Annotated in this window: 22 protein-coding genes; 13 read left to right on the forward strand and 9 right to left on the reverse strand. The window is 61.0% G+C overall.

Features of this window, described 5'->3' with window-relative positions; all coding sequences use genetic code 11:
* Positions 1 to 90: 90 nt before the first annotated feature.
* Together amtB and AB1E34_RS01645 are read right to left on the reverse strand one after the other, a co-directional pair.
* The gene (amtB, locus tag AB1E34_RS01640) at positions 91 to 1,416 is read right to left on the reverse strand and encodes an ammonium transporter AmtB (protein WP_372570591.1); all 1,326 of its coding nucleotides are present in this window, start codon (positions 1,414 to 1,416) and stop codon (positions 91 to 93) included.
* A 31-nt stretch (positions 1,417 to 1,447) separates the two neighbouring features.
* Positions 1,448 to 1,786 (reverse strand): P-II family nitrogen regulator, encoded by a 339-nt coding sequence (locus AB1E34_RS01645; RefSeq protein ID WP_306198348.1) that lies wholly within the window; start codon positions 1,784 to 1,786, stop codon positions 1,448 to 1,450.
* A gap of 257 nt (positions 1,787 to 2,043) precedes the next feature.
* Between AB1E34_RS01645 and AB1E34_RS01650 the strand changes: the two genes are divergently transcribed.
* Positions 2,044 to 4,218 carry a transglycosylase domain-containing protein gene (locus AB1E34_RS01650; protein ID WP_372570592.1) on the forward strand — a complete coding sequence of 725 codons (2,175 nt, stop codon included), beginning with the start codon at positions 2,044 to 2,046 and terminating at the stop codon, positions 4,216 to 4,218.
* Between the two features lie 39 nt (positions 4,219 to 4,257).
* On the opposite strand, the gene AB1E34_RS01655 is transcribed toward AB1E34_RS01650, so the two are convergent.
* Positions 4,258 to 4,878 (reverse strand): MlaC/ttg2D family ABC transporter substrate-binding protein, encoded by a 621-nt coding sequence (locus AB1E34_RS01655; RefSeq protein WP_372570593.1) that lies wholly within the window; start codon positions 4,876 to 4,878, stop codon positions 4,258 to 4,260.
* Complete coding sequence (locus tag AB1E34_RS01660; RefSeq protein WP_372570594.1) at positions 4,868 to 5,680, reverse strand: MlaA family lipoprotein; 813 nt, start codon at positions 5,678 to 5,680, stop codon at positions 4,868 to 4,870. Before AB1E34_RS01660 ends, AB1E34_RS01655 begins: the two co-directional genes overlap by 11 nt.
* A 276-nt stretch (positions 5,681 to 5,956) precedes the next feature.
* On the opposite strand from AB1E34_RS01660, the gene AB1E34_RS01665 reads away from it, so the two are divergent.
* From AB1E34_RS01665 to AB1E34_RS01680, 4 genes are read left to right on the forward strand one after another with little or no spacing between them, the layout of a single operon-like run.
* Positions 5,957 to 6,415: a RidA family protein gene (locus AB1E34_RS01665; RefSeq protein WP_372570595.1), complete on the forward strand. Its 459-nt coding sequence runs from the start codon at positions 5,957 to 5,959 to the stop codon at positions 6,413 to 6,415.
* Positions 6,415 to 7,185 (forward strand): glycerophosphodiester phosphodiesterase family protein, encoded by a 771-nt coding sequence (locus AB1E34_RS01670; RefSeq protein WP_372570596.1) that lies wholly within the window; start codon positions 6,415 to 6,417, stop codon positions 7,183 to 7,185. The genes AB1E34_RS01665 and AB1E34_RS01670 overlap by 1 nt, the downstream gene beginning before the upstream one ends.
* A gap of 46 nt (positions 7,186 to 7,231) precedes the next feature.
* The gene (locus AB1E34_RS01675; protein ID WP_372570597.1) at positions 7,232 to 8,419 is read left to right on the forward strand and encodes a GNAT family N-acetyltransferase; all 1,188 of its coding nucleotides are present in this window, start codon (positions 7,232 to 7,234) and stop codon (positions 8,417 to 8,419) included.
* A complete protein-coding gene (locus AB1E34_RS01680) occupies positions 8,416 to 8,709 on the forward strand; it encodes a 4a-hydroxytetrahydrobiopterin dehydratase (protein WP_372570598.1) in 294 nt (97 codons plus the stop codon). The genes AB1E34_RS01675 and AB1E34_RS01680 overlap by 4 nt, the downstream gene beginning before the upstream one ends.
* A 69-nt stretch (positions 8,710 to 8,778) precedes the next feature.
* On the opposite strand, the gene AB1E34_RS01685 is transcribed toward AB1E34_RS01680, so the two are convergent.
* The 3 genes from AB1E34_RS01685 to AB1E34_RS01695 form a co-directional block, all read right to left on the reverse strand.
* Complete coding sequence (locus AB1E34_RS01685) at positions 8,779 to 9,129, reverse strand: EF-hand domain-containing protein (protein ID WP_372570599.1); 351 nt, start codon at positions 9,127 to 9,129, stop codon at positions 8,779 to 8,781.
* Positions 9,130 to 9,142: 13 nt separating this feature from the next.
* Entirely contained in the window at positions 9,143 to 9,391 is a 249-nt protein-coding gene (locus tag AB1E34_RS01690) for a YMGG-like glycine zipper-containing protein (RefSeq protein WP_372570600.1), read from the reverse strand.
* A 116-nt stretch (positions 9,392 to 9,507) separates the two neighbouring features.
* Positions 9,508 to 9,993, reverse strand: coding sequence for a peroxiredoxin (locus AB1E34_RS01695; RefSeq protein ID WP_372570601.1), 486 nt, complete (start codon positions 9,991 to 9,993; stop codon positions 9,508 to 9,510).
* A 98-nt stretch (positions 9,994 to 10,091) separates the two neighbouring features.
* Here AB1E34_RS01695 and AB1E34_RS01700 point away from each other — a divergent pair, with 98 nt between their 5' ends.
* From AB1E34_RS01700 to AB1E34_RS01715, 4 genes are read left to right on the forward strand one after another with little or no spacing between them, the layout of a single operon-like run.
* Positions 10,092 to 11,303, forward strand: coding sequence for an NAD(P)/FAD-dependent oxidoreductase (locus AB1E34_RS01700; RefSeq protein ID WP_372570602.1), 1,212 nt, complete (start codon positions 10,092 to 10,094; stop codon positions 11,301 to 11,303).
* Positions 11,300 to 11,881 carry a 16S rRNA (guanine(966)-N(2))-methyltransferase RsmD gene (gene rsmD, locus AB1E34_RS01705; protein WP_372570603.1) on the forward strand — a complete coding sequence of 194 codons (582 nt, stop codon included), beginning with the start codon at positions 11,300 to 11,302 and terminating at the stop codon, positions 11,879 to 11,881. The genes AB1E34_RS01700 and rsmD overlap by 4 nt, the downstream gene beginning before the upstream one ends.
* Positions 11,874 to 12,509: an HAD family hydrolase gene (locus AB1E34_RS01710; RefSeq protein WP_372570604.1), complete on the forward strand. Its 636-nt coding sequence runs from the start codon at positions 11,874 to 11,876 to the stop codon at positions 12,507 to 12,509. The genes rsmD and AB1E34_RS01710 overlap by 8 nt, the downstream gene beginning before the upstream one ends.
* 24 nt (positions 12,510 to 12,533) lie before the next feature.
* Entirely contained in the window at positions 12,534 to 12,716 is a 183-nt protein-coding gene (locus AB1E34_RS01715) for a hypothetical protein (protein ID WP_372570605.1), read from the forward strand.
* Here AB1E34_RS01715 and map read toward each other — a convergent pair.
* A complete protein-coding gene (map, locus tag AB1E34_RS01720; RefSeq protein WP_372570606.1) occupies positions 12,704 to 13,519 on the reverse strand; it encodes a type I methionyl aminopeptidase in 816 nt (271 codons plus the stop codon). The two genes, AB1E34_RS01715 and map, sit on opposite strands and share 13 nt — an antisense overlap.
* A gap of 79 nt (positions 13,520 to 13,598) precedes the next feature.
* Positions 13,599 to 14,291 carry a DNA/RNA nuclease SfsA gene (gene sfsA / locus AB1E34_RS01725; protein ID WP_372570607.1) on the reverse strand — a complete coding sequence of 231 codons (693 nt, stop codon included), beginning with the start codon at positions 14,289 to 14,291 and terminating at the stop codon, positions 13,599 to 13,601.
* 48 nt (positions 14,292 to 14,339) lie between these two features.
* Here sfsA and AB1E34_RS01730 point away from each other — a divergent pair, with 48 nt between their 5' ends.
* From AB1E34_RS01730 to AB1E34_RS01745, 4 genes are read left to right on the forward strand one after another with little or no spacing between them, the layout of a single operon-like run.
* Positions 14,340 to 15,062 carry a competence/damage-inducible protein A gene (locus AB1E34_RS01730; RefSeq protein WP_372570608.1) on the forward strand — a complete coding sequence of 241 codons (723 nt, stop codon included), beginning with the start codon at positions 14,340 to 14,342 and terminating at the stop codon, positions 15,060 to 15,062.
* The gene (locus tag AB1E34_RS01735) at positions 15,059 to 15,787 is read left to right on the forward strand and encodes a GNAT family N-acetyltransferase (protein ID WP_372570609.1); all 729 of its coding nucleotides are present in this window, start codon (positions 15,059 to 15,061) and stop codon (positions 15,785 to 15,787) included. The genes AB1E34_RS01730 and AB1E34_RS01735 overlap by 4 nt, the downstream gene beginning before the upstream one ends.
* Positions 15,784 to 16,356, forward strand: a complete 573-nt coding sequence (locus AB1E34_RS01740) for a peroxidase-related enzyme (protein WP_372570610.1) — start codon at positions 15,784 to 15,786, stop codon at positions 16,354 to 16,356. The genes AB1E34_RS01735 and AB1E34_RS01740 overlap by 4 nt, the downstream gene beginning before the upstream one ends.
* Positions 16,353 to 17,267: an OmpA family protein gene (locus AB1E34_RS01745; RefSeq protein WP_372570611.1), complete on the forward strand. Its 915-nt coding sequence runs from the start codon at positions 16,353 to 16,355 to the stop codon at positions 17,265 to 17,267. The genes AB1E34_RS01740 and AB1E34_RS01745 overlap by 4 nt, the downstream gene beginning before the upstream one ends.
* Positions 17,268 to 17,320: the final 53 nt, after the last annotated feature.

The raw sequence follows: 17,320 nt of genomic DNA on the forward strand, positions 1-17,320 counted from the left end.
GCTCAATTCACATGGAAAATACAGTTGCTGGAAAACGGTTCTAAATTGAACTGGCTCGGGGCAAGCCCGAGCCAGTTCGGTTTGACTTGATCAGCCTTTCGAAAACTCCGGATAGGCTTCCATGCCCAGCTCCGCCATATCGAGGCCGTTGATCTCGTCTTCTTCGCTGACGCGGATGCCGACAGTGGCCTTCAGGATGGTCCACAGGATCAGAGCGCCGACAAAGGTGAACACACCGTAGGCAACGATCCCCAGCAATTGCGTGCCCAGGCTGGCCTCACCATAGAAGATCACGGCGATGGTGCCCCAGATACCGGCAAACAGGTGAACCGGGATGGCGCCAACAACGTCGTCGATCTTGAACTTGTCCAGCATCGGGACCGCGAAGACCACGATGACGCCACCCACTGCACCGATCCACAGCGCGCCGAACAGGGTCGGGGCCAGCGGCTCAGCCGTGATCGACACCAGACCGGCCAGCGCACCGTTCAGCACCATGGTCAGGTCAGGCTTCTTGTACAGCACCTGCGTCAGGATAAGGGCTGCGACAGCGCCCGAGGCTGCGGCCATGTTGGTGTTGGCAAAGATGCGCGATACGTCCGATACGTCACCCACGGTGCCCATCGCCAACTGCGAACCACCGTTGAAGCCGAACCAACCCAGCCACAGGATAAACGTACCCAGGGTCGCCAGCGCCAGGTTCGAACCGGGCATCGGGTGGACCTTGCCGTCTTTGTACTTGCCGATCCGCGGACCGAGGATGAGCGCGCCTGCCAGAGCAGCCCAGCCGCCAACAGAGTGCACGATGGTCGAGCCGGCGAAGTCAGAGAAGCCAGCCTCGGACAGCCAGCCGCCGCCCCACTGCCAGGACCCCGAGATCGGGTACATGACACCGGTCAGTACGATCACGAATATCAGGAACGGCCACAGCTTGATCCGTTCTGCCACGGCACCGGAAACGATCGACGCGGTTGCGGCGACAAACACCAGCTGGAAGAAGAAATCCGACCCGATCGAGGCATAGTCCAGAGCCGCTGCATCGGCGCCCACTCCCACAGGATCAAGGACGGTGGTCGAGAAGAACGGGCCGACCCAGCCTGCGATGGTCCAGCCGTCGCCGGGATACATCAGGTTGAAACCGATGAGCCAGTACATGATCGCGGCGAAGGAAAACAGCGCCACGTTCTTGATCATCTGCATGGCCACGTTTTTCGACCGCACCAGGCCGCCTTCCAGCATGGCAAAACCAGCTGCCATGAAGAAAACAAGGAAGCCTGCCATCAAGAACAGCAGCGTGGTGAAGATATATTGCGTATGCTGCGCGGCCTCGCCCGTGGCGGCGGCCTCTTGCGCAAGCCCCATCTGCGGCACCGCGCAGATCGCGGCGGCAGGAATGAGTGATTTTAGAAGGTTCATGTTTTTGTCCCTGGAATTGGTATGGCTGCGCTCAGATGGCGTCTTCGTTGGTTTCGCCGGTGCGGACGCGGACCGCCTGCTGCACGTCAAGTACGAAGATCTTGCCGTCACCGATTTTTCCGGTCTTGGCGGTGGTCGCGATCGTGTCGATCACCTGATCGACCATGCTTGCCGCCACGACGATTTCGAGCTTGATCTTGGGCACGAAATTCACTGCGTATTCCGCGCCGCGATAGATCTCGGTATGTCCTGATTGCGACCCGAAGCCCTTGATTTCCGTTACCATCATCCCGCGCACACCAGCGTCGGTCAGCGCTTCGCGGACCTCCTCCAGCTTGAACGGTTTGATTGTCGCTATGATGAGTTTCACGTTGTTCCCCTTCACTCCGCCGGGCAGCCCGGCATTTTGCATGCGCAGAAACTTCACGGAATTGTTGGGACAGGGAACGAAAGGGCATATTCAAAAGGGGTTTCGAACGCCGATGTTGCATATTTTTTGCACAAATTGACCAGTTTGATTAATTTTTAGACGTTTATGAAAGGTCGATTTTCTACAGAATATCCCCTCAACACGCCGTTGCGGGCAGGGTATTGTGGCCAAAAGACAAGAACCGGGCAGAGTCAGACATGAGCGATTCCAAACGACGAAAGCCGCCATTGGTTGCGGACAGGCGGTATTCGTCGGGAACCAAGCCGAAGCCGAAAAAACGGGCGGCACCGAAGAAGAAGACAGCCGCCAAGACACGGCGCAAACCAGCGCGGCGCACGGCACGCAAGACCCGTGGCGGTATCGTCGGGCTGTTTCAGCGGCTGTTTCGCTGGGTATTCCGGCTGATCTGGGGTTTTACCTGGCGGGTCGGACTGGTTGCCGGGCTGCTGATCGCGCTGGCGGTGGGCTATGTCTATACCACCCTGCCCGAGCCCAGCGCACTGCTGGACGGACGCGCGCGCGGGTCAGTCACGGTGTTGGACCGGGATGGGCGCGTCTTTGCCTGGCGCGGCGATCAGTTTGGCGGGGCGATCACCGCCGACACGGTCTCGCCCTATCTCAAGAACGCCGTTGTGGCGACCGAGGACAAGCGATTCTACCGCCATTTCGGCGTCAGCCCCCGGGGCGTCGCCAGCGCGGTCAGCATCAACCTGCGCGAGGGGCGCGGCCCGCTGTCGGGCCATGGCGGCTCGACCATCACCCAGCAGACCGCCAAGCTGCTGTGTCTTGGCGTGCCTTATGATCCAAAAGAGTGGGAGTCCGAGGCCGCCTATGAAAGCGACTGCCGCCAGGGTTCACTCTGGCGCAAGGCCAAAGAAGCGATCTATGCGCTGGCGATGGAGGCCAAGTATACCAAGGACGAGGTGCTGACCATCTATCTCAACCGCGCCTTTCTGGGCGCCGGTGCGCGTGGGTTCGAGGCAGCCAGCCAGCGCTATTTCGGCAAATCCGCCGCCGAGGTCGACCCCGCCGAGGCCGCGATGCTGGCCGGGCTTCTGGTCGCCCCCACCCGCTATGCGCCCACCAACAACCTCAAACGCTCGCAGGAACGCGCGCGGTTGATTGTCGGGTTGATGGAAAATCAGGGCTATCTGACTGCCGCGCAAGCCAATGACGCCCGCAACAATCCCGCGCGCCTGTCCGAGGCCGCCGCCGCCCGTGCCGGTGGCTATTTCGCCGACTGGATCATGAGCGAATTGCCGGGCTTTTTCGGCGGCAACACCACCGAAGACGTGATCATCCGCTCGACGCTTGATCCGCGCATTCAGCGCTCTGCCGAAGAGGCGATGCAGTTCGTGTTCCAGGAAAAGGTGCGCGAAGGGTCCAAGGCGCAGGCGGCCATCATCGTGATGTCGGCCGATGGTGCGGTGCGTGCCATGGTGGGTGGTCGCGAAACCCGGGTGAACGGTGCCTTCAATCGCGCGACGCAAGCCAAGCGGCAGACCGGGTCGTCATTCAAACCCTTCGTCTATGCCACCGCGCTTGAACTTGGCTATTCCCCGCTCGATACCGTGGTGGACGAGCCCTATTGCATGAGCATTCCCGGCTCTGGCCAATGGTGCCCGAAGAACTATACCAACAAACATTACGGTCGGGTATCGCTGACGCGGGCCCTGAAAGACTCGCTGAATGTGCCCGCCGTGAAAGTGTCCGAGATTTCCGGTCGCGACAAGGTGCGGCTGGTGGCAAGCGAGTTCGGGATCGACAACGAGTTGGCCGACGGCCCGGCGCTGGCACTTGGCGCGTCTGAAAGCACCCTGCTGGAAATGACCGGGGCCTATGCCGGCATCCTCAATGGCGGCTCTTCAGTGACGCCTTATGGCATGGAAAAGCTGACCCTGCTGGGCGACAGCGAGTCGCTGATCGACAATACTGGCGGGATCGGCGAGCGGGTGATCCGGACCGAAGCGGCGCAGCAGCTGATCTGGATGATGGAAAAGGTGGTCTCGGAAGGGTCGGGCAAACGGGCACGACTGCCCGACAGGCAGGCCGCCGGCAAGACCGGCACCACCCAGGCCGCGCGCGATGCCTGGTTTATCGGCTTTACCGCCGATTATGTAACCGGCGTGTGGATGGGCTATGATGACAACACGCCGCTCTCCGGCGTGACAGGTGGCGGGTTACCCGCCGAGATCTGGCGCGAGACCATGATCCGCGTCAACGAAGGGATCGAGCCCAAACCGCTGCCCATGGCCCAACCGGTGCAACCCACCCGCGTCGCCGAACCCAAACGCCAGAAAAAGCGCAGCGGCGGCGGCCTCGGCAAAGCCGTGGACAAACTGCTCAAAGATATCTTTGGCGGAAACAGATAAGGCCCCGCGCATGCGGGGCCTGTACCGGCACAGGCCGTCTTATCCGGCTTTGGGCAGATCCTTGATCAACTGATCCAGATTGCCTTTGCGCTGATCCAGCATCGCGCCGATTTCGGTCCGCTCGGTCAGCAGCAGGTTCACGCCTTCGATGAACATGTTGAAGAACTTTTCGCTGCCGGACTTGTCCGAGACGAGGAACGTGACCTCAAACGGTGCCTGGCCCTGCAGATACGCTGTGCTTCTGATCTCGTACCCGGCCTTGATCTTGCGGGTCGATTTTACCTCGACCCGGCCGCCAACGAACTCGCGGAACCGGCGCCCGTATTTGCGCGAGATATAGCTCTGGAACGCTGTGGTGAACGACCGCAACTGTGACCTAGAGGCCGTACGGGCATCCGGCCCCAACGCATAGCGCGCCATGATTGGCACATCCGCATAACGCACGAAGATGCGTTCGAAGTCCTTGATCATCGCGTTCTGGGATTTGCCCGAGGCGATGACTTGGTTGATGTTGGCAACAACCTCATCAACCAGCGCGCGAGCGCTTTGTTCGGTCAACGCCAAAGCGGGCATCGGCACCAGACCGGCCCCAAGGCCAGCCCCCAGACCAGCCATGGCGGTCATCACAAAAGAACGGCGGGAAATCGTATTACTGCGCATAGGGGTCCTCATACGGGTCATCATACACATCCGTCCCCGTGTCGAACTCGGCATAGGGATCGGCGTAAAGGTCTAACGTAGAACCGCTGCCGCTATTCGCAAGTTCGAAACGGCGATTTTGAAGATAGATTAAGCGGGCCTGCGCGTAGCTGTCAGCACTGCCATAGAGGATCGAATCAACCGTGTCAGAAAAATTGCCACGATCGCCCATGCGGCGCAGCACCTCGGCATAGACACCGACATTTTCGACGGGCCGCACAATGCCGAACCCCAGCGGATTGGTGATGGCGTTGGTGACAACGCCCACGGCGTCACGGGTGGTGCTGGGCCCATAAAGCGGCAGTTCCACATAGGCCCCCTCGCCAAAGCCCCAGACATGCAGCGTTTCGCCGAAATTGGTATCGACGCGCGGGATGTTCATCTCGGAAGCGGGATCAAAAAAGCCCGCCAGCCCATAAGTCGTGTTCAGCAGAAACCGACCGGCGGCAATGCCCGCCTCGCGCGGATTGCCCTGTAGCAGAAAATCAAGCGCCTGACCGGGATAGGACAGGTTTTCCGCGAAATTGCTGAACCCGGTCACCACGGGCGCTGGAACGACCTTGACATAGCCTTTGGACGCCGGGCGGAAAATGGCCTTGTCGACGCCCCGGTTGAACGCATGGATCGAGCGGTTGGTATTTTCGTAGGGATCAAATATCTCGCCGCGGGCGCGTTGTTCGGGGGTTTTGGTTGCGCAGCCTGCCATCAGAGCAGCCAGCGTCAGCGCACAAAGCAGCCGCCAGGAAGAAGTCAGATAACGCATTTAGATCTTGGTCCGCTCGAATGGTTCCGTAATTTTATTTGCGATTGAAACGCAAACCCGCAAACGGGTGTATCAGGCACACATAGTTGATCTGAGAAGAATTTAAAACCGAGTTGGTAAAATCGTGTTCTCGCGCTCGGCTTAGGCGGGGTTTCACGCCGTTCCGCAAAACCTACCGCGCGAATTCCCGCGTAAGGCCCGCACTTTTCGGGCTTCCCCCTATGCCGGTTCGCCGCTAGCGTCCGGCCAAACCAGCAACCAAAAGGAACACGGATCATGAGTTTCGCTGAAAAGCTGAAAAGCCTTGGTGTCACACTGCCGGACGCGCCCGCGCCAGCAGCGAATTATGTGCCTTTCGTCAAGACCGGCAACATTGTGTATGTATCGGGCCAGATCTCGATGAACGAAAGCGGCCTGATCAAAGGCAAGCTGGGCGACGATATGGAGGTCGAGGCCGGGGCCGAAGCGGCGCGTGTCTGCGCGATCAACCTGCTCGCCCAGGTACGCGCGGCTTGTGACGGCGATATTGAGCGGTTAGTGCGGGTGATCAAACTGGGCGGTTTTGTGAACTCGACCGCGGATTTCGGCGATCAACCCAAGGTCATCAACGGCGCGTCGGATTTCATGGTCGAGGCTTTGGGCGATGCCGGGCGACATTCGCGGTCTGCGGTCAGCGCGGCCTCGCTGCCTTTCGGTGTCGCCGTTGAAATCGAAGGCATCTTCGAGGTGAGCTGATGCGGCCTGAATTGCCCGCCGCCTTTCTGGGCGCACCGATCACGCACCGGGCTCTGCACGATGTCAGTCAGGGCCGCCCGGAAAACAGCCGGGCCGCGATCCGGGCCGCGATCACAGCCGGTTACGGGATCGAGATCGACCTGCAACTGACCCGTGACGAGCAGGCCATGGTGTTTCACGACTATGAGCTGGCGCGCCTCGCAGGTCAGCCGGGCGTGATCCGGTCCTTGGTTGCGGCCGAAGCCAGCGCCACGCCGCTGCTGCATGGCGATGGCGAGGGTATCCCCGGCCTGCCCGAGATACTGGAACTTGTGGCGGGTCAGGTGCCGCTGCTGATCGAATTGAAGGATCAGGACGGCGGCATGGGACCGAACGTCGGCCCGTTGGAAAGGGCCACGGCACAGGCTTTGACGGGCTATTCCGGCCCGGTCGCGGTGATGTCCTTCAACCCCAACAGCGTGGCCGAGATGGCGCGGCTGGCCCCAGACCTCCCGCGCGGGCTGGTCACCAGCTCTTATCGGGCGGAAAAGTGGCCGCTCTCTGCCGCCACTCGCGACCATCTGCGCGAGATCCCCGATTACGACACGGCCCAGGCGAGCTTCATCAGCCATGAGGCCGGTGATCTGGATCGGCCCCGCGTGGCCGAGTTGAAGGCGCAGGGCGTGCCGATTCTCTGCTGGACAGTTCGCAGCCCCGAGCAAGAGGCGAAAGCCCGCGCGGTGGCCGACAATGTGACATTCGAAGGCTATCTTGCCGCCCATCCGGGTTGAAGCGCGCCAAGCAGGACACAGATAAACACCAAGGTGCGGAGGACAGATGGATCAGGCGCAGGTCGAAGTTCGGGTTCTTGGGTCCCTGTCGCAGGTGGCGGCGGCGGAGTGGGATGCGTGCGCCTGCCCCGAGGCCACTGATGGCGGGCGCTCCTTTGATCCATTCACCACCCACAGGTTCTTATCCGCTCTGGAAGAGAGCGGATCGGTGGGGCCCGGCACCGGCTGGCAACCGCAATATCTGACAGTCCATCTGGACGGGCAGATGGTTGCGGCGGCGCCGATGTATGCCAAGTCGCACAGCCAGGGCGAGTATATCTTCGATCACAACTGGGCCCATGCCTATGAACATGCCGGCGGGCGCTACTACCCGAAGCTGCAGATCGCCGCGCCCTTCACCCCCGCCACCGGCCGCCGGTTTCTGACCCGACCCGGCTATGAGACCGTCGGCATATCGGCACTAACCCAGGGCGCAGTGCAGCTTGCCTCAGAAAATCAGATATCGTCCCTGCACGTCACCTTCTGCACCGAGGCCGAGGTTGAAGCGGGCACGCAGATGGGCCTGATGCATCGCACGACGCAGCAATTTCACTGGCTCAATGACGGGTATGCCGATTTCGACGGGTTTCTAGCCGCGCTGTCCTCGCGCAAACGCAAGACGCTGCGTAAGGAACGCAGGCAGGCACAAGGGTTTGGCGGCGAGATTCGCACCTATACCGGTGCTCAGTTGCGACCCGAACATTGGGACGCCTTCTGGACCTTCTATCAGGACACCGGCGCCCGAAAATGGGGCTCGCCCTATCTGACGCGACCGTTCTTCGATCTAGGGCATGAGACGATGGCCGATGATATCGCACTGGTTTTTGCCGAACGTGACGGCGTTCCAATTGCCGGTGCGCTGAATTTCATCGGTCGCGAGACGCTATACGGGCGCTATTGGGGCTGTATCGAACATCACCCCTGCCTGCATTTCGAGCTGTGCTATTATAGGGCCATCGATCTGGCAATTGCCCTTGGTCTGAAGCGAGTCGAAGCCGGCGCGCAGGGTGAACACAAACTGGCGCGCGGCTATCTTCCCACACAGACCCACTCGCTGCATTGGGTCGGGGACCCGAATTTCGCCGATGCCATCGCGCGCTATCTTGATGCCGAGCGCGAAGCAATTGACGAAGAGATCGAACTGCTGACCGACTATGGCCCGTTCAGAAAACCAGATGTGGAGGAACAGCAATGACCGAACGCCTCAGCGACGAAACACGTGGCCCTCTGCTGCAGCCCCTGTTCGACAATGGCTGGACAATGATCGAGGATCGCGACGCTATCACCAAGACCTATATCTTTGACAATTTTGTCGATGCGTTCGGCTGGATGACGCGGGCGGCGATCTGGGCCGAGAAATGGAACCACCACCCCGAATGGAGCAACGTCTACAAAACGGTGCAGGTGGTGCTGACCACCCATGACGTCGATGGCCTGTCATCGCTGGACGCCAAGCTGGCACGCAAGATGGATTCGCTGGTCTGAGGCAATCGTGGCGCAAAGGGAAACCGGGCTCTGGTCAGCGCCCGGCCCGATTCAAATTAAACCCTTAGTTCAGTTCAACCGCCCGTCACCGTCCTTGTCGGCGGCGTTGAAATCCTCGGCCATCTGTTCTGACAGCTCGGTTTTCGAGACTTTGCCGTCCCCGTTGGCATCGGTGCTGGACATATGATCGCCCGCTCCCGCCGCATCCATTTCTGCGGCGCTCAGGCTCCCGTTCTTGTTGGTGTCCATCTGATCAAACGCGAAGTTGGAGAAATCCTGATACTCGGGTCCGGACACGATCCCGTCGTCGTTCTTGTCGAGGGCCGCGAGACTGGCCTCGCCGATCTCATCCGCTTGGGCCGATGCAGCCCAGGCCAGGCCCAGCAGGGCACCGGTCAGAAAGACTTTGCTCATTGTCATTGTCTTGCCCTCCTTATCCGCAAGCATAGCGGTTGCCCGCCACAGCGCCTGTACCGGCGCCCGCTGCAGTCAGGATGGTTCGACCCGTCCCACCGCCGAATTGACTGCCAATCGCCCCGCCGATCAGCGCGCCGCCAAGCGAGCCGCTCAGACAGGCAATTTCGTGTTCCCGTTGGCGCTGCTGCTCTGGCGTTGCCGCAGGTCCGCAGGCCTGCAATACGCCCATAGCGAGCATTGAAAAAATAGCCAGCGTTCGATTCATGTCATGTGACCTCCCGTGCTGAGCCCCAGAGAACAACCCTTTCGTGCAGCAGGCAAGCCAATAGATCGGGAACGGGGGAGTTTTTGGCCCCCATTCCCACAAATTTAATCTAACGCTTACATTTCATCCAGAAGCGCTTCGCCGGCGGAGGTTTCGCAGACGCCCGGATTATCCTCCACATGCAGCGCCACAACCTTGCCGTTGTCGACCAGCATCGCATAGCGCTTGGAGCGCGCGATCAGCCCGGCGGGTGGCGCGTCAAATCGCATACCGATTGCATCGGTAAAGCTGCTTTCCGCATCCGCCAGCATGGTCAGTCCGGCCTCGGTCGCACCGGTCGCCTCACCCCAGGCATGCATCACAAAGGGATCGTTTACCGACACGCAGATGATCTCGTCGACACCTTTGTCGCCAAAGGCAGCCTTGGTGCGGATGAAGCTGGGTACATGGGCCGAGCTGCAGGTCGGCGTATAGGCGCCGGGCACCGCAAAAACTACCACCTTGCGCCCGTTTATCTTGTCGGAAAGTGTCACCGGTTCAGGCCCTTCGGACCCTATCCGGGTCATGGTCGCGTCGGGCAGAGTGTCACCAACTGAAATCATCTTGTTTTTTCCTTTTGGTTGGATTTGCGGAACGTCGTTCGCTTGCATATAGCTGGACGCAGACGTGATACCATCATTATCGGATCGGGCGAGAGAAAATGAGCCATATTGTCGTGATCGGCGCAGGACAGGCGGGATCGTCACTGGTTGCCAAACTGCGCAAGGACGGGTTCGACGGCGACATAACGCTGATCGGAGCCGAGCCCATCCTGCCCTATCAGCGCCCGCCGCTGTCCAAGGCCTATCTGCTGGGCGAGATGGAAAAAGAACGCCTGTTTCTGCGCCCCGAGAGCTTTTACGCCGAGAACAACATCACCCTCAAACTGGACCAGCACGTCAAGGCGATCGATCCGGTCGCAAGAACCGTGACGCTGGAGGGCGAAACACTCAGCTATGACCAGCTTGCTCTGACCACAGGCTCGCATCCACGCCGCCTGCCAGCCGCAATCGGTGGCGATCTGGAGGGCGTCCATGTGGTGCGCGATCATGCCGGGATCGACGCGATGGCCCCGGCGCTGCGCGAACACGCGCAGGTGCTGATCGTGGGCGGTGGTTATATCGGGCTTGAGGCCGCAGCGGTCTGCGCCAAGAAGGGTGTGAAAGTGACACTGGTCGAGATGGCCGACCGCATCCTGCAACGGGTCGCCGCGCCCGAAACCAGCGACTATTTCCGCGCACTGCATGAGCGTCATGGCGTCGATCTCCGCGAGGGCGTCGGGCTGGATCGTCTGACCGGCGAAGCGGGCAAAGTGACCGGCGCCGTGCTGACGGATGGATCGCAGATCGCGGTTGATTTCGTGGTCGTTGGCGTCGGGATCGTCCCGGCGACGGAACTTGCCGAGGCGGCGGGTCTGACCCTCGACAACGGCATTCACACCGATGATTTTGGCCGCACCTCGGACCCCCATATCTGGGCGGCAGGGGATTGCGCCTCGTTCCCACATCAAGGCGCGCGGATCCGGCTGGAAAGCGTGCCCAACGCCATCGACCAGGCCGAGATTGTCGCCGCCAATATGCTGGGTGCCGAGAAACCTTACGTGGCGCAGCCCTGGTTCTGGTCCGATCAGTATGACGTGAAACTTCAGATCGCGGGACTGAACACCGGCTATGACCGGGTGATCACCCGCGATGGCAGCGGACAGAGCAAATCGTTCTGGTATTATCGCGGCGATCAGCTTGTGGCCGTGGATGCGATGAATGACCCGCGCGCCTATATGGTCGGCAAGCGACTGATCGATATGGGCAAGACCGCTGATCCGGCCATCGTCGCCGACCCCGACGCGGACCTGAAACCCTTGTTGAAGGCGTGAGGATCGTCGCCGGACAGTTCCGGGGGCGGGCGCTGGCCTCGGTTGGCAAGGGTGATGCAGGCGCGCATCTGCGCCCGACAACCGACCGGGTCCGCGAGAGCCTGTTCAACGTGCTGGCTCATACCGGTGCCCTGCCCGAGGCGCGGGTTCTGGACTTGTTCGCGGGCACCGGCGCGCTGGGGCTTGAGGCCCTGTCGCGCGGCGCGGCTCATGTCACCTTCGTCGATGACGGCCGCGCAGCGCAGAGCCTGATACGCAAGAATATAGAGATCACGCGCAGTGCGACGCAGACCAATCTGCTGCGCCGGGATGCCACGCGCCTGCCGCAGAACCCCTATGCCGCCTATACCCTGATCTTCCTCGACCCGCCTTATGGCAAGAACCTTGGGCAAAAGGCGCTGAACGCAGCGCTTGAGGGTGGTTGGATCGCGGATGACGCGCTGATTGTCTGGGAAGAAAACCAGCCGATGGCCGCCCCGGACGGGTTTTCGCTGCACGATCAGCGCAAATACGGCGACACCCATATCTCGCTGATGTGGCGGGATCACATCTCGAAAGCAGACGCTCAACATGCATGATCTGGTGATTTTCGACTGCGATGGCGTGCTTGTGGACAGTGAAACAATGACCAACCAGTGTCTGATCGACAATCTGGCGCGCTACGGGCTGGAATTGGGTCTGGAGGATGCGCTCGGCTTTTTTGTGGGCGGCACGATGACCGGCGTTATGAAAAAAGCGCGCGAGCTGGGCGCGGACCTGCACGATAACTGGATCGATGAGATCTATGGCGAAATCTACGCGCGACTGCGCGCGGGTTGCCCTGTCATCGAAGGCGTTCCCGATCTTCTGGACAGGTTGGATATGCATGGCACGCCGTTCTGCGTTGCCTCCAATGGTCACGAAGCTAAGATGGAGATCACGCTGGGCCAGAACGGCCTTTGGCCTCGGTTCAACGACCGAATGTTCTCCGCCCATGTGCACGGCATCGCCAAGCCCGATCCCGGCCTGTTTCAGCTTGCCGCGCTCCATTTTGGAGCACAAACCCCGGTTGTCGTCGAAGACAGCCCCAGCGGCGTAACCGCCGCAATCCGCGCCGGGATGCGCTGCCTCGCTTATGCTGCTCATAGCGACGGCGCAGAACTGCGGGATCTGGGCGCCGAAGTGTTCCACCACATGAACGATGTGCCAGAGCTTTTGGCGCTCTGACATCTCTGTGTTAGTCTATGGCCCATGGATACCGTCTGGACCGGGCGCCTCGCGCCGCTGACATCAAAAACGAAGGACGCGACCGGCAAAAAGCCGACGCCGCGCCAAGGCGCGATCTTCATTCAGGATGCGGTTACCCCGTGGGGCGGGGAAACCATGCTGCTGAGCCTTCTACGCGCGCAAGCGGAGAAGGATCAGGACGAATAGGTCGGGTGGAACCTGTTACCGGGCGATAGGGTAAAGATATCAACCCCGTCCGCCGTCACGCCCACCGAATGCTCAAACTGCGCCGAGAGCGACTTGTCGCGGGTCACCGCCGTCCAGTCATCAGAAAGCGTCTTGGTTTCGGGCCGTCCCAGATTGACCATCGGCTCGATGGTAAAGAACATGCCCTCTTCCAGAACCGCGCCGGTGCCCGGACGCCCATAATGCAGCACATTGGGCGGCGCGTGAAACACCCGACCCAGACCGTGCCCGCAAAAATCGCGCACAACGCTCATCCGATGGGATTCGACATAGGCCTGAATCGCATGACCGATATCGCCGAAGGTGTTGCCCGGCTTGACCATATCGATGCCCTTGAACAGCGCGTCATGGGTCACCTGGATCAGCCGTTCGGCCTTGCGGGGCAGTTTGCCCGCCACATACATGCGCGAGGTATCCCCGAACCAGCCATCAACAATGACGGTCACATCGACATTCAGGATGTCGCCATCCTTGAGCTTCTTTTCGCCGGGAATGCCATGGCAAACCACGTGGTTGACGCTGATACAGCTGGCATGCTGATAGCCCTTGTAACCGATCGTGGCCGAGGTCGCGCCCGCCTCCTCTACCATGGCGGTGATCAGGCGGTCGATCTCGCCAGTGGTCTGGCCGGGAAAAACATGAGCGGCAACATCGTCGAGGATACGCGCGGCCAATGCGCCCGCTGCGTGCATTCCGGCGAAATCGCCCTGTTCGTATATGCGTATGCCGTCCTTGGTCAGGCGGCCGCGAAGGTCCTTTTTCAAAAGACCACTCCTAAGTTCCATCTTTGGCCCCTATTTAATCGTCTTGCGCGGAAAGAACCAGAGGGCGCGCGTTCTGAGCTCAGAGCGCGTCTCCAACGGTGATTTCCGCAGGTGTTATACGGGTTCTACGTATCAGAATCTCGACACCCGCCTTTTGCGCCTGCTCAAACGCCGCCGCATAGGCCGGATCGATATCCGCCGCGAGTGCAAATCGCGCGCAATCGGTGCGCTGTATCAGATAGAGCATGATCGCACGATGCCCGGTTTCAGCCATGGCAGCCAGTTCCTGCAGGTGCTTGGTGCCACGCGCCGTTACGCTATCGGGGAACTCGGCCAGACCGGGTTGGCGCGAGAGCGTGACGCTTTTGACCTCGACATAGGCATCAGGCAGGCCAGCTTGCGTCAGCAGAAAGTCGATGCGGCTGTTCTGCCCATATTTGACCTCGGGGCGGACGGTTTCATAAGCGGCCAGTTCCGCGATCTCTCCCGCCTCAAAAGCCACCCGAAGCGCCTTGTTGGGAACCGAGGTATCAACACCGGTGAAATGCCCGCCCCCGTGATCGACCAACCGCCAGCCATATTTGAGCTTTTTTTTCGGATCGTCGTTCGGTTCCAACCAGATCTTTGTGCCCGGATCGGCCAGCCCCATCATCGAACCGGGATTGGCACAATGGGCGGTCACCTCCTGCCCGTCCTGCAACCGGCAGTCGGCGAGAAACCGTTTGTAGCGTCTGATCAGGGTTGCGGGCACAAGAGGGGTTTGAAAGCGCATGGGCGCAGGCCTATAGATGCGGTGAGCACCATTCAAGTGAGGGATGTCATGACCAATCCTACCGCCGCCATGCTCGTGATCGGAGATGAGATCCTGTCAGGTCGCACGCGCGACGCCAACATGCATCATCTGGCTGGTGAACTGACCAAGCACGGCATCGACCTGAAAGAGGTGCGGGTTGTCAGCGACGAGGCCGATGCCATCGAACCCGCCGTCCGAGCCCTGTCCGAGGCCCATGATCATGTCTTCACCAGCGGCGGCATCGGGCCGACCCATGACGATATCACCGCCGATTGCATCGCCCGTGCCTTTGGTGCCCGCATCGATATCCGCGACGATGCCCGCGCCCTGCTTGAGGCGCATTACGAGCGTACCGGGCTGGAGTTGAACGCCGCCCGCTTGCGGATGGCGCGCATCCCCGAGGGGGCAAGCCTCATCGACAACCCGGTCTCGACCGCGCCGGGCTTCACATTGGGCAACGTGCATGTGATGGCGGGCATTCCGACCATCTTTCAGGCCATGGTCGCCTCGGTGCTGCCCACCCTGACCGGAGGTGAACCGCTCTTGTCACAAAGCCTGCGGGTGAACCGCGGCGAAGGCGAGATTGCCGATACGCTGTCGCAGCTGGCCTCGGATTTCGACGATCTGTCGGTCGGCTGTTATCCATTCCAGTTGAATGGCGTATTTGGCGCCAACGTCGTGGTGCGCGGCACCAACGGCGTGCGCATCGACGCCGCCGTCACCCGCCTCGCCCAAGAGCTTGCCCTGTGAGCGCGGACTGGCCCGCCATTGTTGACGGTACCTGGCCTGCGGCCCGCTACATCCAGGATGGCGCTTTTCTTCTGCGCGAGGGACAAGGCGGCGGCAGCCGGGTTTCGGCGACCACGGTGCAAGGCGCGGTCACCGCAGAACAGATCGCCGGGGCAGAGGAGCGGATGCGTGGGATGGGACAGAAATGCCTCTTCATGATCCGGCCCGATGATACCGCGCTCGATGCCCAGTTAGACGCGCGCGGCTATCGCATCCTTGATCCCGTCAACATCTACACCTGCCCCGCAACCATGCTGACCGACACACCCGTGCCTCGGGTCACTGTCTTTGCCGTGTGGGAACCGCTGGCGGTCATGAACGAAATCTGGGCCCGCGCTGGGATCGGCCCGCCCCGCTGGGCAGTTATGCAGCGCGCGTGCGGTCCCAAGACCGGGCTGCTGATCCGCCGCAAGGACAAACCCGCCGGTACCGGCTTCGTCGCGATTCATGACAAAATGGCGATGGTACATGCGCTGGAAATCCTGCCCGAGCACCAACGCAACGGGCTGGGCAAATGGGCCATGCGCGCGGCAGCGTTCTGGGCGTTGGACAACGGGGCCGAAACCCTTAGCGTGATCTGCACCAAGGCAAATACCGGGGCAAATGCGCTCTACCAATCGCTTGGGATGCAGATCGCAGGCCGCTATCATTACCGCGTTCTGGACCAGACAGGAGAGTCCACTTGACCGATGCCCCATCCCCCACCGCGCTGAACCTGCCCATGGTGGACCCGCTGCCCGAAGAGACGCAGAAATATTTCGACATCTGTCAGGAAAAACTGGGGATGATCCCGAATGTGTTGAAGGCGAACGCCTTTGATATCGACAAGCTCAACGCCTTTACCGCGATGTATAACGACGTGATGCTGGCCGAAAGCGGGCTCAGCAAGCTGGAGCGCGAGATGATCGCGGTGGTCGTGTCCTCGATCAACAAGTGCTTCTATTGCCTCGTGGCCCATGGCGCGGCGGTGCGGCAATTGTCGGGCGATCCGCAATTGGGCGAAATGCTGGTGATGAACCACCACGTGGCCCCGTTAGAGCCGCGCCAGAGGGTAATGCTGGATTTTGCCGACAAGGTCACCAAGGCCAGCGCCGAGACCAGCGAGGCCGACCGGCAGGCGCTGCGCGACGTTGGCTTTACCGACCGTGATATCTGGGACATCATCAATGTGACCGGTTTCTTCAACATGTCGAACCGGGTGGCCAGTGCCACCGGCATGCGTCCGAACGAAGACTACCACGCGCAGCACAGATGATCTTTCGCGCGACCCTAATTTATCTGTTTGCCGCCACCGCTGCGCAGGCGCTAGTGCCGGTGCTGCCGGATCAGGCCCGTCAGGTGACCGAGCGCATCGATCTGCTGGACAGCTACGATCTGCCGGTGGGCGTAATCTCGGACGGGGTGCTGCCGGTCAAGGCGTTCGAGGGCCGGGTCGATCGGCGTGCCTGGCGGCTGAACGGCTATAACGGCTCTACATTGCAAGTGCTGGACCCGATCCGTGCGCAATTGGCCGAGGCGGGCTATGAGATCGCGCTCGACTGCGTGGCCCGGGCCTGTGGCGGGTTCGACTTTCGCTTCGCGACCGAGGTGATCCCCGCGCCCGACATGTATGTGACGCTGGACGATTTCAGATTTCTGTCCGCCATGCGCGAGGGCGACGCGATCAGCGTTCTGGTCAGCCGCACCCAATCCGACGCCTTTGTTCAGGTCATTGAGGTGACGCCTGCCGGGACATCCGACATCGTGCCTGATACCAAACCAGCCACGCCGGAAACGGAAGCACCCCCGCCCCGCGATCTATTGTCCGAACTCGACCAGACCGGCCATGCGGTTCTGCCGGAACTGGAATTTGCCACCGGGGCCAACAGGCTGAGCGATGGCAACTATGCCTCACTGGAGGCATTGGCCGGTGCGATGGAGCGTGCGCCGAGCATGCGGGTCGCCATTGTGGGACACACCGATACGGTTGGCCAGTTAGAGAGCAATATTGCTCTCAGCAAACGCCGGGCCGAGGCGGTGCGCGACAGGTTGCTGACCCGCTACGGGATCGCGTCGGACCGTATTGATGCCGAGGGGATGGGCTATCTTGCGCCCCGGACCACAAATCTTACACCAGAAGGGCGTGAGGCCAATCGACGGGTTGAGGTAATCCTGCTGCAGCCCTGATCCGCGCGCCTGAGGTGATCGCGCGAAAAAGGCCCGCGCCGGGGCGCGGGCAG

It is taken from the genome of Ruegeria jejuensis, from assembly GCF_041537905.1.
Taxonomy (GTDB): Bacteria; Pseudomonadota; Alphaproteobacteria; order Rhodobacterales; family Rhodobacteraceae; genus Ruegeria_C.

What these genes read in the sequence shown, in the direction of transcription:
- amtB (WP_372570591.1), bottom strand. Translation starts at nt 1,416, where the DNA reads ATGAACCTTCTAAAATCACTCATTCCTGCCGCCGCGATCTGCGCGGTG.
- AB1E34_RS01650 (WP_372570592.1), top strand. Translation starts at nt 2,044, where the DNA reads ATGAGCGATTCCAAACGACGAAAGCCGCCATTGGTTGCGGACAGGCGG.
- AB1E34_RS01655 (WP_372570593.1), bottom strand. Translation starts at nt 4,878, where the DNA reads ATGCGCAGTAATACGATTTCCCGCCGTTCTTTTGTGATGACCGCCATG.
- AB1E34_RS01660 (WP_372570594.1), bottom strand. Translation starts at nt 5,680, where the DNA reads ATGCGTTATCTGACTTCTTCCTGGCGGCTGCTTTGTGCGCTGACGCTG.
- AB1E34_RS01665 (WP_372570595.1), top strand. Translation starts at nt 5,957, where the DNA reads ATGAGTTTCGCTGAAAAGCTGAAAAGCCTTGGTGTCACACTGCCGGAC.
- AB1E34_RS01670 (WP_372570596.1), top strand. Translation starts at nt 6,415, where the DNA reads ATGCGGCCTGAATTGCCCGCCGCCTTTCTGGGCGCACCGATCACGCAC.
- AB1E34_RS01675 (WP_372570597.1), top strand. Translation starts at nt 7,232, where the DNA reads ATGGATCAGGCGCAGGTCGAAGTTCGGGTTCTTGGGTCCCTGTCGCAG.
- AB1E34_RS01680 (WP_372570598.1), top strand. Translation starts at nt 8,416, where the DNA reads ATGACCGAACGCCTCAGCGACGAAACACGTGGCCCTCTGCTGCAGCCC.
- AB1E34_RS01685 (WP_372570599.1), bottom strand. Translation starts at nt 9,129, where the DNA reads ATGACAATGAGCAAAGTCTTTCTGACCGGTGCCCTGCTGGGCCTGGCC.
- AB1E34_RS01690 (WP_372570600.1), bottom strand. Translation starts at nt 9,391, where the DNA reads ATGAATCGAACGCTGGCTATTTTTTCAATGCTCGCTATGGGCGTATTG.
- AB1E34_RS01695 (WP_372570601.1), bottom strand. Translation starts at nt 9,993, where the DNA reads ATGATTTCAGTTGGTGACACTCTGCCCGACGCGACCATGACCCGGATA.
- AB1E34_RS01700 (WP_372570602.1), top strand. Translation starts at nt 10,092, where the DNA reads ATGAGCCATATTGTCGTGATCGGCGCAGGACAGGCGGGATCGTCACTG.
- AB1E34_RS01710 (WP_372570604.1), top strand. Translation starts at nt 11,874, where the DNA reads ATGCATGATCTGGTGATTTTCGACTGCGATGGCGTGCTTGTGGACAGT.
- AB1E34_RS01715 (WP_372570605.1), top strand. Translation starts at nt 12,534, where the DNA reads ATGGATACCGTCTGGACCGGGCGCCTCGCGCCGCTGACATCAAAAACG.
- sfsA (WP_372570607.1), bottom strand. Translation starts at nt 14,291, where the DNA reads ATGCGCTTTCAAACCCCTCTTGTGCCCGCAACCCTGATCAGACGCTAC.
- AB1E34_RS01730 (WP_372570608.1), top strand. Translation starts at nt 14,340, where the DNA reads ATGACCAATCCTACCGCCGCCATGCTCGTGATCGGAGATGAGATCCTG.
- AB1E34_RS01745 (WP_372570611.1), top strand. Translation starts at nt 16,353, where the DNA reads ATGATCTTTCGCGCGACCCTAATTTATCTGTTTGCCGCCACCGCTGCG.